At 74.5% G+C, this 16449-nt stretch carries 6 protein-coding genes (1 of these 6 cut by a window edge); all 6 read right to left on the minus strand.

The window, feature by feature from the left end:
* Tightly spaced (each overlapping or abutting the next), the 6 genes in view from ACQPZ4_RS37865 to ACQPZ4_RS37890 form a layout consistent with a single transcriptional unit that may run on beyond the window.
* Positions 1–1338, minus strand: a complete 1338-nt coding sequence (locus ACQPZ4_RS37865; protein WP_433047010.1) for a cation:proton antiporter — start codon at positions 1336–1338, stop codon at positions 1–3.
* Complete coding sequence (locus ACQPZ4_RS37870; RefSeq protein WP_433047013.1) at positions 1331–2137, minus strand: siderophore-interacting protein; 807 nt, start codon at positions 2135–2137, stop codon at positions 1331–1333. Before ACQPZ4_RS37870 ends, ACQPZ4_RS37865 begins: the two co-directional genes overlap by 8 nt.
* Positions 2134–2934, minus strand: coding sequence for an alpha/beta fold hydrolase (locus tag ACQPZ4_RS37875; protein ID WP_433047016.1), 801 nt, complete (start codon positions 2932–2934; stop codon positions 2134–2136). Before ACQPZ4_RS37875 ends, ACQPZ4_RS37870 begins: the two co-directional genes overlap by 4 nt.
* Entirely contained in the window at positions 2925–4679 is a 1755-nt protein-coding gene (locus ACQPZ4_RS37880; protein ID WP_433047019.1) for an ABC transporter ATP-binding protein, read from the minus strand. The genes ACQPZ4_RS37875 and ACQPZ4_RS37880 overlap by 10 nt, the downstream gene beginning before the upstream one ends.
* Positions 4672–6327: an ABC transporter ATP-binding protein gene (locus ACQPZ4_RS37885; RefSeq protein WP_433047022.1), complete on the minus strand. Its 1656-nt coding sequence runs from the start codon at positions 6325–6327 to the stop codon at positions 4672–4674. Before ACQPZ4_RS37885 ends, ACQPZ4_RS37880 begins: the two co-directional genes overlap by 8 nt.
* Positions 6324–16449 carry the 3' portion of an amino acid adenylation domain-containing protein gene (locus ACQPZ4_RS37890; protein WP_433047025.1) on the minus strand. The gene runs 1175 nt beyond the window's last position, so only the last 10126 of its 11301 coding nucleotides appear in the window; its start codon lies beyond the right edge, outside the window; the stop codon is at positions 6324–6326. Before ACQPZ4_RS37890 ends, ACQPZ4_RS37885 begins: the two co-directional genes overlap by 4 nt.

The raw sequence follows: 16449 nt of genomic DNA on the forward strand, positions 1-16449 counted from the left end.
CTAAGCTGGCGTTCCCGAGAGGGCCTGCTCCCGATCGCGTTCCTGCTCGGACTGCTGCACGCGGGTCATGGCCCGGCGCAGGATCGGCGGGCCCATCACCGAGGTGACGACCGCGATGAGGACGACCACCGTGTAGGTCGCGGTGGACAGCACCCCCAGCCGCAGGCCGGTGGTGGCCACCACGACCTCGACCACGCCGCGGGAGTTCATCCCGGCGCCGAGCGCGATGCCCTCCCAGTGCGACAGCCGGCTGGCCCGCGCGCCGGCGTAGGCGCCGACGAACTTGCCGGCGATCGCGAGCAGCAGCAGCGCGATCCCGGCCAGGAGCACCTTCGGGTCGGCCAGGGCGGTGAGGTCCACCCGCAGCCCGGCGGTGGCCAGGAAGATCGGCGCGAGCACCGAGAGCACCACCGTGCGCAGCGGCGCCAGGTCGGTCCACAGCGGCCGGCCGGGCCGGGCGTCGAGCTCGCCGGGCCTCTCCCGGGTCTGCCCGATGAGGATGCCGGCCACGAACGCCCCGAACAGCGCCTCCATGCCCATCGACTGGGTGGCGGCCGCGCCGAGCAGGACCAGGATCACCGCGACGGTGACCCGCACCCCGCCCTCGGCCGAGCGGGCGGCGAGCCGCATGACCCAGCGGACCAGCGGGCGGCCGATCAGCAGGGCGGCGGCGAGGAAGCCCAGGAGGTACACGACGGACAGGACGACGGATCCCGCGTGCACGCCGGTGGTGGCGGCGGCCGCGACCACCGACAGCAGGAACCAGCCGATCGCGTCGTCGAACGAACCGGCGGCCAGGGTCAGCTGCCCGATGTCGCGGTGCAGCAGGCCCATGTCGGCGAGCGTCTTGGCGATCACCGGGATCGCGGTGACACACATCGCCACGCCGAGGAACAACGCGAAGACCCATCGATCGGTACGGCCGGTCAGCAGCGCCGCCGGCACCAGGAACCCGGCGGCGATGCCGAGGGCGAGGGGCAGCAGCAACCCGGAGAGGCTCACCCGCAGCCCGGTCAGGCCGCGCCGGCGGATCATCCCGGCGTCGAGCTGGGCGCCGGTCACCCCGACGAGCAGCAGCACGCCGACCTGCCCGACGGCGTCGACGAGGTGCAGCTGGTTGGCGTCGGCCGGGAACAGCCAGCGCAGGAACCCGGGCGACCAGGCGCCCAGCAGCGACGGGCCGATGATCACGCCGGTCAGCAGCTCGCCGACGAGGGCGGGCAGCTTGAACCGGACCGCGACCCGGCCCAGCGCGAGCGCGATGAGCAGCAGGACGGAGACCTGCAGCAGGAACAGCAGCAGGGCGTGCGGAGCGAGGCTGGGTAGTGGACTAGTCACCGTCTTCCCCTTCGTGGTGATCGAGGTTCACCACTCCACGCTTCCAATACCCATCGATTTCTGTCCATTTTCTATTGAGCCCAGTCGCGCGGATGTGCCGGCGGATCGGCTTGAGCCCGCCCGCCTCGCCGGCGACCCACACGTAGCCGTCGCCGTCGGGCAGCGCGAGCCCGGTCAGCTCCCGCTGCAGCGACTCGCCGCGCTCCCGGTGCAGCCAGCGCACGTCGGCGTCGGCCCGGGTCGGCAGCGGCTGCTCCTCGGCGCCGCCGGCCACCTCGATCCGCGCGATCACCTTCGCGCCCTCGGGGAGCCGCTCCAGCCACGCGGCCAGCGCCGGCAGGGCGGTCTCGTCGGCCCCGAGCAGATACCAGTCGAAGGTGAGGGGCACGAGGTTCGACCCCCGCGGCCCGAGGATCCCCAGCCGCTGCCCCGGTGCCGCCTGGGCCGCCCACGAACCGCCGGGCCCGTGCCCGTGCAGCGCGAAGTCGATGTCGAGCTCGCGCCGCTCGGGGCGCAGGAACCGGACGGTGTAGTCGCGGAAGATCGGCAGCGGCTGCCCGGGCGGCGGCGGCTCGAGCCCGTCCTCGCCCAGCGTCGGCATCACCGGCAGCTCGGCCCCGGGCTCGGGGAAGAACACCTTGACGTGGTCGTCGGGGGCGGCGTAACAGAATCCGTCGAGCTGCTCGCCGCCGAAGGTCACGCGGACCATGCCGGGGCTGAGCCGGTGCACGCGCCGCACCTCGAGCAGTCTCGGGGTGAGGTCGTGCCAGACGAGCTCGACGTCGCGGGCGATGGTCATGCGCTGGTCTCCTTGGCCGTCATGAACTGCAGCAGCTCGGCGTTGAGCCGTTCGGGTCGTTCGAGGTATCCGTAGTGGCCGGCGTCGGGGATCTCGGCGTACCGGGCGCCGGGGATGGCCTTGGCCACCTCGCGGCCGAGCGGCGCGGGCGCGACCAGGTCGTCGGCGAACCCCACGACCAGGCAGGGCGTGCGGATGCGGCCGTAGTCGTCGAGCCGGTCGTCCTCGCTGCCGAGCTCGGTCCGGCTCTCGTCTTCCGGGTGCAGGGGTGCGGCGAAGATGTCGAGCCAGTCCTGGGCGAGCCGGTCGTCGGCGAGGGTGCGCGGCGAGAGGTTGAAGGCGGCCCGGACCACGGCCCGGTAGAGCGGCGGGATGTCCGCGCCGGCGACCGCGCGCTCGGCCTCGCTCATCGCGGCCAGGAAGGCACCCTGGCGGCCGAAGGTGGCCATGAGCACGGCCCGGTCGACGAGGTCGGGACGGCGCAGGCACACCTCGGCGGCGACCCGGGCGCCCATCGACGAGCCGACCAGCCGGACCGGTCCGGCGTCGAGGTGCTCGACGAGCGCGGTCGCGTCGGCCACGAGATCGGCGAAGGTGACCAGGTCGGGCGCGTCCGACGGCGGGATGCCGCGGGCGTCGAAGGTGACGGCCGTGAACCCGGCGGCGACGAGGGCCGGCACCTGGTAGAGGTGCCACGTCCGGCCGCGCGCGCCCGTCCCGGCCAGCATCAGGACGAGCGGGCCCGCTCCGGTCCTCTGCACGTTGAGCCGGACACCGTTGACCTCGATCAGGGGCATGGTTCCTCCCTTTGGGCGACAAATGCCACGTCGGCAGCGACGCGGCCGGCCGGCGTCGGCTCCACGACGCGGCCGGAGTGCAGGCGGACGATGCGCGGCAGGCGCTCGATCGTGCTGGTGCGGTGGGCGATGACCAGGACCGTGCGGTCGCGGCGCAGGGTGGCCAGGGCGGCCTCGATGCGGTGGGCGGTGCGCGGGTCGAGGTCGGCGGTGGCCTCGTCGAGGATGAGCACGTCGGGGTCGATCATCGCGGCCCGGACCAGGCCGACCAGCTGCCGCTCGCCGGCCGAGAACCGCTCCCCGCGCCGGCCGAGCGGGGCGTCGAAGCCGCCGGGCAGCCCCTCGACCCAGCCGGTCAGCCCGAGCCGGTCGGCGGCCGCGGCGAAGTCGGCGCGGCCCGGCCGTCCGGGGGTCAGCGCCAGGTTGTCGGCCAGGGTGCCGGAGATGACGTGCACCTGCTGCGGGATGAGCACCAGGCGGCGGCGCAGCTCGGCCGGGTCGAGCGCGGCCAGCTCGGCGCCGTCGTGGCGGACGCTGCCGCCGTCGGGCCGGTACAGCCCGCACAGCAGCTTCGCGAGGGTCGTCTTCCCCGAGCCGGTCTCGCCGACGAGGCCCGCGTGCTCGCCGGGCGCGAAGGTCACCGAGACGTCGTGCAGCACCGGCTCCCCGTCGCGGTACGCGTACGAGACCCCGTCCGCCACCAATCCCCTGTTGGTTTTGGTCTCCGCCCGCTCGCGCACTTCGGTGCGCGCGGGGGGCTCGGCCGCGTCCAGCAGGTCGAGGAGACGGGCGAGGCCGACGCGGGACTCCAGCATCTCCCCGGCGACCAGCGTGAAGTCGTCGACGGAGCTGAACAGGTCGCGGCTGGCCAGCACGAACGTGACCACCACGCCGACCGTCACCACGTCGGCGCCCGCCAGCAGGCCGCCCACCACGAGCAGGGCGGCGCTGGTCAGGCCCTGCACGACCCAGGTGACGTCGATCCAGGTGGCGGCGCGCTGGGCCGCGCGGGCGGTGGTGAGGTACCCGCCGGCGTCCGCGCGCATCCGGGCCAGCCAGGTGCCGGTGGCCCCGTCGATCTGCAGCTGCTCGCGGGCCTGCAGGCTCTCGGTGAACGTCGCCGACAGCGTGGCCTGGGCCGCGGCCTCGGCCGGGTAGGCGTCCTCGGCGGCCCGCCGGAACCGGCGGGTGATCCACCACATCGGCGGCCCGAACACGAGCAGCAGCACCCCGGACAGCTCCCACGAGGAGCTGATCAGGACGATCGCGGTGAACACGAGGTACCCGCCGAGCGAGATCAGGTCCGGCAGCTGGCTGCGCACGAACGTGGCCAGCTCGGCGATCTCCACCGTGGCCCGGCGCAGCAGGTCGCCGCCCCGGTGCGCCTCCAGGAACCGCAGCGGGGTCTCGCCCAGCCGGCGCACCACCAGGTCGCGCAGCCCCTGCACGACCCGCTCGCCGGCCCGGGTCAGCAGCACCTCGGACCAGCGCAGCAGGATCGTGCGGGCGACGACCAGGCCGAGCACGGTGCCGGCGGTGACGAGCAGCCCGTGCCGGTCGTGGTCGAGCAGCCGGTCGACGGCCCGCCCGATGAGCACCGGGATCAGGGTCAGCGCGAGCGTGGAGACCAGGTTGACCGCGACCCCGGCGGCGACCGCGCCCTTGTGCGCGCGCAGGTGCGGCCAGGCCCGGCGCAGGACGTGGCGCAGGTCCGGCTCCTCGGCGAGCATGCGTACGTCAGCCACGGCTCACCAGCTCCTCCTGCTCGCTCCTGGCACTCAGGCCCGCACCCAGGTCGATCACGCGGTCGGCTTGTTCCGCGACCGCGGGGCGGGACGTGGCGAAGACGATCGTCACGCCGAGCTCGCGCAGGCCGCGGAGGATGCGCTGCTCGGTGGCGGCGTCGACGGCCGAGGTGACGTCGTCCAGCAGCAGCACCCGCGCGCCGCGCAGCAGGCCGCGGGCCAGGGCGAGGCGCTGGAGCTGCCCGCCGGAGACCGTGTTGCCGCGCTCCCCCACCTCCGTCGCCAGGCCGTCCGGGAGGTCGGCGATGAAGGCGTCGATCGCCGCGGTACGGCACGCCGCCCTCAAGTCGTCGTCGCTCAGCTCGGCGCGGCCCAGGCGCAGGTTGTCGGCGATGGTGCCGGACAGCAGCAGCGGGCGCTGGCCGACGATGGTCACCGCCCCGCGCAGGTTGCCGGGGTCCAGCTCCCGCAGGTCGGTCCCGCCGTACGTGACCTTGCCGGCGCTCGGCTCCTCCAGCCCGGCGAGCAGGCGCAGGAGGGTGGTCTTGCCGGTCCCGACGCCGCCGACGACCGCGACGAACGCGTTGTGCTCGATCGTCAGGTCGGGCAGCTTGATCGGTGCGCGGCCGGCGCGCTCGACCGTGAGGTCTTCGGCGGTCAGCGCACCGTCCTGGGCGGCCGCGGTGCCCTTGGGCCGCGCCGGACCGGCGTCGAGGACCGCGCCGATCCGCCCGGCCGCCGTCCAGGCGTCGCCGAGCTGGTTGAACCGGAACGTCAGCATCATCACCTGGCGGCCGAGCAGCGTCATCCAGCTGGCGAAGGAGACCAGCCCGCCGACGGAGAACGCGCCGTCGAGCACGAGCAGGCCGCCGACGCCGACCCCGACCGCGGTGGCGAGCCAGGGCACGAACGGCGCGTGCGCCGCCCACGAGGCCGCGACCCGGGCCAGCGCCAGGGTGCGCTCCCGGACGTCGTCGCTGGCCCCCCGATGCCGCCGGACCAGCTCGGTCTCCCCGCCCAGCCCGCGGACCGCCGTGCTCGCCGAGAGCAGGTCCTCGACGGCGTCGGCCCGCGCGCTGTGCGCCACGGACAGGGCGCTGTTGGCGCGCTCGTACTTCCTCGGGTACCAGAGATTGATCAGGATCAGCAGGGGGACCGTGGCGAGGCCGATGGCGGCGAGCGCCGGCCCGAGCGTGGCGACCACCACGATGACGGCGGCGAACCCGAGCACCCCGCTCACGAGCGACGGCACGGTGGCGATCCACACGATGAGCGTCTCGACGTCCCGGGTCCCGCGGGTGACGAGGTCCCCGGTGGAGAACCGGCCCGCGGTCGCGGTGTCCCAGCCCAGAATCCGGTCGGCCAGCCGCAGCAGCAGCGCGTTGCCGGCCCGCACCCCGGCCAGCGCGGCCCACCACCGCATCGCGAACTCGGCCCCGGTCAGCGCGACGGACACGGCCAGGGTCGCCCCCGCCCACCAGAACAGCGCGGGACGGTTCCCCGCGGTGATCCCGTCGTCGAGCGCGCGGCCGAGGCACCACGGGAGCAGGATCAGGCCGCCCTGGTACAGCAACCCGCCCACCCAGGACGCGCCGACGCCCTTGCCGGCGTGGCGCAGGCACCATTGCAACAGCGCGGAGGGGCTCATGCGCGCACCGCCAGGGCTGCGACGGTACGGAGCTCCAGCAGATCCCGCAGCCGCAGCTCGACCCCGGCCGCGCGGGCCGCACTGGTGAGCCGCATCGCCGCGATGCTGTCCCCGCCGAGGTCGAAGAAGCTCTCCTCGGCCCCGACGCCGTCGATCCCGAGCGCCGTGGCGAACAGCGCGGCCAGCCGCTCCTCGGCCTCCCCCCGCGGCGGCCGCCCGGTGGCGGTGTGCTCGGGCCTGGGCAGCGCGGCCCGGTCGAGCTTGCCGTTGACGGTCAGCGGAATCGCGTCGAGCCGCACCACCGCGGCCGGCACCAGGTAGGCGGGCAGCCGCTGCCCGGCCCAGGCCCTGACCGCCTGCGGTTCGGCGGTCGCTCCGACGATGTAGGCGATCAGGCGGCCGCCCTCGGCCACGACGACGCACTGGGCGACATCCGGGTGTCCGGCCAGCGCGACCGCGACCTCACCGGGCTCGACCCGATGGCCGCGGATCTTCACCTGATCGTCGGCCCGGCCCAGATAGTCGATGCGGCCGTCGGCGGTCCAGCGCGCGACGTCGCCGGTGCGGTACATGCGGGCTCCGGGTTGGTTCGTGAACGGATCGGCGACGAACCGCTCGGCGGTGAGTCCGGCGCGGCGAAGGTAGCCGAGCGCGAGCTGCGCGCCGCCGATGTAGAGCTCCCCGGCGACGCCGGGCGGGACGGGCCGCAGGCGGTTGTCGAGCACGTACAGCGTGAGGTTCGCGACGGGCCGCCCGATGAGCGCCCGCGGGACCTCCTTGACCCGCTGCACGACGGCGTCGACGGTGCACTCGGTGGGGCCGTAGAAGTTGTACGACTCGGTGTCGGGCAGCGCGGCCATGGCCGCCCAGAGCGGATCGGGCACGGCCTCCCCGCCGACCCCGAGGACGGCGAGTCCGGCCGCGTCGAACCCGGCCGCGAGCAGCTGCTCCAGGTGCGAGGGCGCCACCTCGATGACGTCGATGCCGCTGTCGCGCAGCAGCGCGGCGAGCAGCCGCGGGTCCCGGCGCGGCTCGTCGGTCACGAGGTGCAGCTCGTCCCCGCCGAGCAGCGCCAGCAGTGGCTGCCAGGACGCGTCGAACGCGAACGACCAGTTGTGCGCGATGCGCAGCGGCCGCCCGAGCCGCTCCGCCGCCGGCCCGAGGATGCGGTGCCGGTGGCTGGCGTGGAGATTGACCACCGTGCGGTGCGGGACGAGCACGCCCTTGGGCCGCCCGGTCGAGCCGGACGTGTAGATCACGTACGCCGGGTGGTCCGGCGTGATCGGTGCGGGCGTCGCCGTCGCGGTGTGCAGGTGCCCGTCTAGCACGAGCGTCTCGAGGCCGGCCGGCAGCAGGTCCACAGTGGACTTCACGGCGAGCGTCACGACCGGTTTCGCGTCGTCGAGCATGGCGGCGATCCGGGCGGGCGGGTACTCGGGGTCGATCGGGAGGTACGCCGCGCCGGAGCCCATCGCCCCGAGAATCGCCGGCACGATGTGGTGCCCGCGGGGCAGCACGAGCGCGACGAGCCGTCCGGGTTCGGCCCCGCGCGCGGCAAGCACCCCGGCGAGGGTCTCGGCCTCGGCGGCCAGCTGCGCGTAGCTCCACCGCCGCTCCCCCACGACGAGCGCGATGTTGTCCGGCGTACGGGCGGCCCACCCGGCCACCAGCCCCGGCAGCGTCGCCGGCGTGACCTCGACCGATCCGGCGTTCCAGTCGACGAGGATCCGCCGCCGCTCGGCCGGAGTCAGCGCGTCCGCCCGGTCCACGGCCCGCGACGGGTCGGCGGCCAGCTCACCGGCGAGCGCCACGAGGCGGTCGAGCAGCAGCCGCGCGGTCGCGGCGTCGAACACGTCGGAGCGGTACTCCAGCGTCAGGTGCAACCCGTCGTCATCCGCCGCGACGAGCGTCAGCGGATAGTGCGTCGCATCCCGGGCGGTGACGTCGGCGAGCTTGAGCCCGGCGGCGCGCTGGCTGTCGTCGAGCCGCTCCTCGTCCACCGGGTAGCTCTCGAACACCACCAGGGTGTCGAACAGCTCCCCGCCTCCCGCGAGCCGCTGGATGTCCGCGAGCCCGAGGTGCTGGTGCGCGAGCAGCTCGGCCTGGCTCCGCTGCAGCCGGTGCAGGAAGTCCGCCCAGCTCTCGCCGGCTGTGAGTGCCGCCCGGACCGGTACCGTGTTGATGAACAGCCCGATCATGTCGCCGGCCCCGGCGAGCTCGGGCGGCCGCCCGGCGACGGTGGCCCCGAACACGACGTCGTCGCGCCCGGTGAGCCGGCCGAGCAGGACCGCCCACAGCCCTTGCACGAGCGTGTTGAGCGTGACCCCGGTCGCCTTGGCGAACGCGGCGGCAGCCGCCGGCAGTTCGGCACCGAGCTCCCCGGGAAGCCCTCCGGCCCGCCCGGTGGCCCCGGGCGCGACGAGGGTCGGCTCCCCGACCCCGGCGAGGGCGGCGCGCCAGGCCTCTTCGGCGGCGCTCTTGTCGGCGGCGGCCAGCCAGGCCAGGAAGTCCCGATACGGCCGGGCCGGCGCGGGCAGCGTCCCCGCGTACGCGCCGAACAGCTCCCGCGCGATCAGCGGCCCGGACCACCCGTCGACCAGCAGGTGGTGCTGGGTGATGACGAGCGTATGCCGCTGGTCGTCGTGCCGCTGCAGGAGCATCCGCAGCAGGGGCGCGGCGGCCAGGTCGAACGGCCGGGCACGTTCCTCGTCGGCGCCGCCAAGGGCATCATAGTCGTCGTACCGCCAGGGAACCTCGGCCTTCGCCGGGATGACCTGCACCGGCCGGCCCGTGGCGGTGGTGGTGAACGCGGCCCGCAGGTTGGGATGCCGCTCGAGCAGGCTGGCGGCGGCGGCGCGGAGCCGGTCGGCGTCGAGGGGCCCTTCGAGTTCGAGGCTCTGCTGCACGGCGTACCCGGTGTCATCGAGCTGATGCAGGTAGAACAGCCCTTCCTGCAGCGGCGTGAGCGGCAGCACGTCGACGAGGCCGGGGAACCGCTCGCCGAGTTCGTCGAGCTCAGGTTGGTCGACGGGGGCAAGCACGTCGGACGGGGTGCAGGCACCCTGGTGGTTTACGAGCGTCCCGATACGCTGGATGGCAGCGACCCACGCGGCCAGGAGTTCCCCGGCATCTCCTACCGCGTGGCGCGGGTAGGCGATCGACAGGCGGAGGTCGCCGTCCACGATGGACGCCTCGACGGCGTAGGGGTGCCGGACCGGCAGCTGGTCCCCGGCGTCGCCGCGCAGCCCGTCGATCGGGGTCCAGGGGCGGTCAACCTCGTCGGAGGCAGCGCCGTGCTGTTGGCCGAGGTAGTTGAACAGAATCGGCGGCGTCACGTGCGGAAGCCTGTCCCGGAGCAGGCCGTAGCCGATGCCGCCGTCGGGGGCCGCGCGCAGCTGTTCCTTGACGGCCTTCAGCGCGGTCTCGGGGTCGTCGCCCGTGGTCGTGAGGCGGACCGGGTGGGTGGTCGTGAACCAGCCCACCGTGCGCGACAGGTCGGCGCCGGGCAGGAGGGCCTCTTCGCGGCCGTGGCCTTCCAGCTCCACCAGGACGTCGCGGCGCACCAGGGCGAGGGCGGCCAGCAGCACGTCCTGTTGGTTCGCGCGGTAGTGGGGCAGGGCCACCACGGGAACGCGGGCCGTGACCTGGTCGAGCGTCCCCAGTGTATCCCGATCCGCGTCCAACACATGACCCTGCGCGGCACCATCCACAATGGACCGCCAATAGGGCAGCTCGTACGCCCGGTCGAGCTCGCCGAGGGCCAGCACCCACTCCCGGAAGGACGTTCCGGGATCCACAGTGGACTCCGCTGCCAGATCGGCCAGCAGGGTCGGCCAGGAGACCGCGTCCACCGCCAGATGGTGGATTTCCAGCAGGATCTCGTCGGCCGAGAGCACCGCGCGCAGCATCCGGCCCGCGGCAGGGTCGAGATCCGCCGCGCCCACCAGCGCCGCAGCGCCCACCGAACCCGGGGGCGGGATCTGCAGGCCGGTGCCGGTCCAGGTGGCCCGCAGCACGTCGTGGCGGTCCAGCAACGCCTGCACGCGTTGCGTCAGGTCCGCCACCGTCAGGCCGGCCGGGGCGCGCAGCCGCATCGACTGGGAGAGCCGGGCGTCGTCCGCGCCCGGGGTCAGCATGATGGGCGTGGCCGGGACGAAGCCCCAGCCCGCCGACCGGTCCCGCCGCTCCTCCACGAGCGGGACGGCCACCGCGGCCAGGCCCTCCACCGTCGGGCGGGCGAAGACGTCGCGGGCCGTGATCCGCCAGCCCGCCTCCCTCGCCCGGGCGGTCAGTTGCAGGGCCAGGATGCTGTCGCCGCCGAGGGCGAAGAAGCCGTCGCGGACGCCGGCCCGGGGCAGGCCAAGCACGTCGGCGACCAGGCGGGCCAGAACCGCCTCGGCCTCGGTGCGCGGCTCGTCGTGGCCGGCCTGGGACGCGAAGTCCGGGGCGGGCAGGGCCTTGCGGTCCAGCTTGCCGTTGCCGGTCACCGGCAGCGCGTCCAGCGCTACGAACGCGGCCGGGACCATGTGCTCCGGCAGGCGCTCGGCGACCCAGGCGCGGTCGACCGCGCCGACGACGTACGCGATCAGGCGGCCTTCGCGGGCCACCACGACCGCCTCGGCGACGTCCTCGTGGGACGCCAGCACGGCGGCGATCTCGCCCGGTTCGACCCGCTGGCCGCGGATCTTCACCTGGTCGTCGGTGCGGCCCGCGTAGACGATCCGGCCGTCGGGGTCCAGGCGGGCCAGGTCGCCGGTGCGGTACATCCGCTCGCCCGGGACGAACGGGTCCGCGACGAACCTGGTCGCGGTCAGGCCGGCCCGGCCCAGGTAGCCGCGGGCCAGCTGCACTCCCGCGAGGTACAGCTCGCCCTGCGCCGCGGGGCGGAGCCAGGGGTCGAGGATGTACGTGCGGGTGTTCCAGACCGGAAGGCCGATCGGGACCGGGGCCGTGCCGCCCGAGACCGCGTGGAACGTGACGTCGACCGCGGCCTCCGTCGGGCCGTACAGGTTGTGCAGTTCGACGCCCGGCAGCACCTCGGCGAACCGCGCGGCCACCTCGGCGGGCAGGGCCTCGCCGCTGGCGATGACGCGGCGCAGGGGTGCCCCCGCCGCCGTGGGCTCGGCGAGGAAGGCACGGAGCATGGACGGTACAAAATGGACGGTGGAAATCCCGGAGTGCCGGATGAGATCGGCCAGATAGGCCGGGTCGCGGTGGCCGTCGGGCCTGGCGATGACCAGGGTCGCGCCCGTGATGAGCGGCCAGAAGAACTCCCACACCGACACGTCGAAGCCGGCCGGGGTCTTCTGCAGGACCCGCTCGCCCCGCTCCAGAGGATACTCCGCCTGCATCCACATGAGACGGTTGACGATCGCGCGGTGCGTGACGGTGACACCCTTGGGGCGGCCGGTCGAGCCGGAGGTGTAGATGACATAGGCCGCCGTGCCGGGAAGAACCCTCGGCGCGTCCCACGATCCCGCCGGGTTCTCCCGCACCGATTCCGCCGTCAGTACCGCCTGTGCCCCCGCATCCGCCACCAGCATCTCGTTGCGCTCGCGCGGGTGGGCGGGGTCCAGCGGCAGATAGGCCGCGCCCGCGCGCTGGACGGCGTGCAGCGCGATGACGAGCTCCAGCGACCTGGGCAGGGCCACGGCGACGACGCTCTCGGGCCGGACACCGCGCTCGTGCAGGCGGGCGGCGAGCCGGTCCACGCGCGCGTCGAGTTCGGCGTACGTCAGCTCCGTGCCCTCGAACCGCAGCGCGACCGCGTCCGGGTGGGCGGCGACGGCGGCCCGGAACAGGTCGGGCAGGGTCGTGGCGGGGACCGGGTGCTGCTCGCCGTCGAGGCCGGGCGGCCCGAACTCGGCGAGGGCGCGGCCGACCGGGGCGGAGGGGCGGGCGGCGAGGGTGGCGAGGATCGTGCCGTACCGGTCGATGAGGTCCTCGGCGAATCGCTCGGAGAACAGGTCGCCGCGGTAGGCCAGGCCGAGCCGGAGCCGCTCGCCGGGCGCGACGGCGAGGGTGAGCGGGTAGTGCGGGGCGTCGTCGCCGGTCACGCCGGTCATCCGCAGGCCGCCGGCGCCGGTCGCGGCCTGCAGCGCGTCGCCGTCGAGCGGGTAGCTCTCGAAGATGGTGAGCGTGTCGAACAGCTCGCCGATCCCCGCGCGGCGCTGGATGTCGGTCAGCGGGAGGTGCTGGTGCTCCAGGAGCGCGGCCTGCCCGGCCTGGAGCCGGTCGAGCAGCGCGGTCCAGGACTCGGCGGGGTCGAGCGGCACGCGGACCGGCAGCGTGTTGATGAAGAAGCCGATCATGTCCTCGACGCCGGGCACCTGGGCCGGGCGGCCCGAGACGGTGGTGCCGAAGACGACGTCGGTGCGGCCGGTGAGCTGGACGAGCAGCACCGCCCAGGCCGCCTGCACGACGGTGTTCAGGGTGACCTGCCGCTCCCGCGCGAGGGCGGCGAGCCGCGCGGTGACCTCGGCCGGCAGCTCCCGTTCGAGCTGGCCGGGCCGGGCGTCGACCGGGCCGGCCGCGGGCGCGACGAGCGTCGGCTCCTCGATCCCGGCCAGCGCCCGGCCCCACGCCTCCTCGGCGGCGGCGCGGTCGGTGCGCTGCAGCCAGCGCAGGTACTCCTCGTACGGGCGCGGCCGCGGCAGGTCGCGCCCGGCGTACAGGTCGAACAGGTCCCGCACGGCGAGCGGCGTGGACCACCCGTCGAGCAGCACGTGGTGGTTGGTGAGCACGAGCTTGTGCCGGCCGGGCAGCCGGACGAGGGTGAGTCGCAGCAGGGGCGCCTGCGCGAGGTCGAAGGCCCGGCCGCGGTCGGCGGCGGCGAGCCGTTCGAACGCCGCGCCGGGGTCGGCCGCCCCGGTCAGGTCCACTTCGGACCACGGCAGCTCGGCCCGCGCGGCCACGGCCTGCCGCAGCACGCCGCCGGGCCCGCCCGGGAACGCGACGCGCAGGGTGGCGTGCCGGTCGAGCAGCGCCTGCCCGGCCTCCCGCAGGCGCCGGGCGTCGAGCGGGCCTTCGAGGTCGAGGACCTGCTGCACCACGTACGGGTCGACGTCCTCGGCCAGCGCGGCCAGGAACACGAGCCCCTCCTGCAGCGGCGTCAGCGGCCACACGTCGGCCAGCCCGCCCGGCCGCCGCTCCAGCGCCTCGATCTCGTCCTGCGCCACTCCCGGCTGCAGCAGGTCGGACGGCGTGCGGCCGGCGTCCACAGTGGACAGTTCGGCGAGCGCCGCGAACCAGCCGGCGGCGATGTCCCGCACGGTCTCCTCGGCGATGACCCCGGCAGGATAGGTGAGCGCGGCGCGGAGCCGGCCGTCGACGACGGACGCGTTGATTTCCAGGGTCCGCGCGAGGGGCATCGCCGGGTCGGCCGCACCGCCGAGGCCGCCGATGGGTTCCCAGTCGCCGTTTTCCGCGTCGGTACCGCCGAATCGCCCCAAGTAGTTGAACGTGACCTGCGGCCGGGGCCCGCCGAGGTCCAGCAGCCCGAACCGCGCCCCGTTGTCGGGCACCGCGCGCAGCTGACCCCGGACCGCCTTGAGCGCGGCCGCGGGGCCGCCGCCGCCGGGCGTGAGCCGCACCGGGTACTCGGTCGTGAACCACCCGACGGTGCGGGACAGGTCGCTGCCCGGGACGAGCTGCTCCTCCCGCCCGTGCCCCTCGAGCTCGACGAGCAGGCTGTCCCGCCCGCCGCGCCGGGTGATGGCGAGCGCGAGCGCGGCGAGCAGCCGGTCCTGCGCGGTGGCGTTGCCGGGGCCGCCGAGCAGCCCGGCGTCGGCGTCCACGGTCACGGTCCGCGCGGTGGCGACGGTGTCGCGGTCCGGATCGACGGCACGGTCGCCGAGCGGCGCCTCGTCCTCGGCGCCGACAACGGTCTGCCAGTACTCGCGCTGACTGGTGGAGTCGGCATTCACCAGCCCGACGGCCCACTCGCGGAAGCTGGTCCCGGGCCGGCCCGGGGTCATCAGGTCGGCGAGCACGATGCGCCAGGAGACGCCGTCGACGACGCTGTGGTGGATGACGAGCAGGACCCGGTCCCGGTCGCGGACGGCCTGGAGCATGATCCCGGCCGCCGGGTCGAGCCGGTCGGCGGCGGCCTCGGCGTCGATGGGACCGTTCCTGATGAGGTCCCGGGCGCGAACCGCACCGGGGCCCGGGATGTGCAGCCCGGCCGGGGTGAGCCGGGCCCGCAGCACGTCGTGCCGGTCGAGCAGCCCCTGGACGGCGCCTTCGAGCTGGGCGTCGGTGAGCCCGGCGGGCGCGCGCAGGACCATCGACTGGCTGTACCGCTTCGAGGGCCCCGCCGACAGCAGCCACCGCAGGGCGGGCGTGAGCGGCACGTCCCCGGCGGCGTTGCCCGGCACGGTCGCGGACTGCGGCTGGAGCGGCTCGGCGACGGCGGCGATGGCGGCCACGGTGCGCAGCTCGAACACCTGCCGCGGCGTGATCCGCAACCCGGCCGCCCGGGCGCGGGCCACGAGCTGGATGCTGACGATGCTGTCCCCGCCGAGCGTGAAGAACCCGTCGTCGACCCCGACGGCCGGCAGCCCGAGGACCTCGGCGACGAGCGCGCACAGCACTTCCTCGGTCGCCGTGCGGGGCGCGGACCCGCTGCTCAGCCCGGCAAAGTCCGGCGCCGGCAGGGCCCGCTTGTCGACCTTCCCGGCCACGGTCACGGGAATGCGCTCGAGCGACACGTACGCGGCCGGCACCAGGTGCTCGGGCAGCTTCCCGGCGGCCCACTCCCGCAGCCCGGTCAGGTCCCCGACGACGTAGGCGACGAGCCGCCCCTCGCGCGCGACGACCACGGCCTGCTCAACCCGGGGGTGCTCAAGCAGCGCGGCGGCCACCTCTCCGGGCTCGATCCGGAACCCGCGGATCTTCACCTGGTCATCGGCCCGCCCGACAAACTCGATGGTCCCGTCCTCGGCGCGCCGTACGACGTCCCCGGTGCGGTACATCCGCTCCCCGGCCACGAACGGATCGGCGACGAACCGGGACGCGGTCAGCCCAGGCCGGTCGAGGTATCCGCGCCCAAGCTGAGCCCCGGCCAGATAGAGCTCCCCCTGCGCGGCCGGCCGCAGCCACGCGTCCAGGATGTAGGCGCGGGTGTTCGCGATCGGCCGCCCCACCGACGGCGTCTCGCTCTCCTCGAGCCGGGCCATGAGCGTGTCGACGGTGCACTCGGTAGGCCCGTACAGGTTGATGGCAGCGGTAGCTTCGCGCAGCGCCGTCCACGTCTTCGGGTCGGCCGCCTCCCCGCCGAGCGCCACCATCGCCGGCGGCTTGTCCAGCAGCCCAGCGGCGACCAGCGGCCCCGCGAGGGACGGCGTGACGTCGAGGAAGTCGATCCCGTGTTCATGGACGTAGCTGACGAACAGGTCGGGGTCGCGGCGGGTCTCGTCGTCGAGCAGGTGCAGCTCATGCCCGGCGACGAGGAACAGCAGCCCCTCCCACGACGTGTCGAACACCGTCGCCGCCGAAAGCCCGGCCTTGACCCGGTGCGCCGGCATGACGTGGGCGCGGTGATGCTGGAACAGGTTCATCAGGCTCGCGTGTTCGACCACCACCCCCTTCGGCCGGCCCGTCGAGCCGGACGTGTAGATGAGGTACGCCGCCGAGTTCGGGTGAACCGACGACGGCAGCTCGGCATCGGCGGTCTCCGCCAGCAACTCCGGCGTGACCACCACCGCCGGGCGCGCATCCCCGAGCAGGTAGTCGACCCGATCGGCCGGATAGCCGGCATCGATCGGCAGATACACACCGCCGGAGCGCAACGCGGCCAACCACGCCACCACCGCGTCCACCGTGCGGGGCAACAACACCGCCACCGGCCGCTCCGGCCCAGCCCCTCGCGCAACCAGCACCCGGGCCAGACACTCCACCCGCTCCGCCAACGCCGAAAACGTCAGCGAATCCGAGCCACACCGCACCGCAACCGCATCCGGCCAACGAGCCACAGTAGCGGCGAACTCGTCGAGCAAGGTCCCCTCCGGAACCGCCACCATCGTACCACGCACCGCGCTGTCCACAGTGGACAAACGGCTCAAGCGCGCGCCGGCCGAAGTCCCCATCAGCTCAGCCAGGCGGTCCAGCATCCGCGCCGCCGAA

The sequence above is a fragment of the Dactylosporangium sp. CS-033363 genome, assembly GCF_050942475.1.
GTDB lineage: Bacteria > Actinomycetota > Actinomycetes > Mycobacteriales > Micromonosporaceae > Dactylosporangium.

What these genes read in the sequence shown, in the direction of transcription:
- ACQPZ4_RS37870 (WP_433047013.1), bottom strand. Translation starts at nt 2,137, where the DNA reads ATGACCATCGCCCGCGACGTCGAGCTCGTCTGGCACGACCTCACCCCG.
- ACQPZ4_RS37875 (WP_433047016.1), bottom strand. Translation starts at nt 2,934, where the DNA reads ATGCCCCTGATCGAGGTCAACGGTGTCCGGCTCAACGTGCAGAGGACC.
- ACQPZ4_RS37885 (WP_433047022.1), bottom strand. Translation starts at nt 6,327, where the DNA reads ATGAGCCCCTCCGCGCTGTTGCAATGGTGCCTGCGCCACGCCGGCAAG.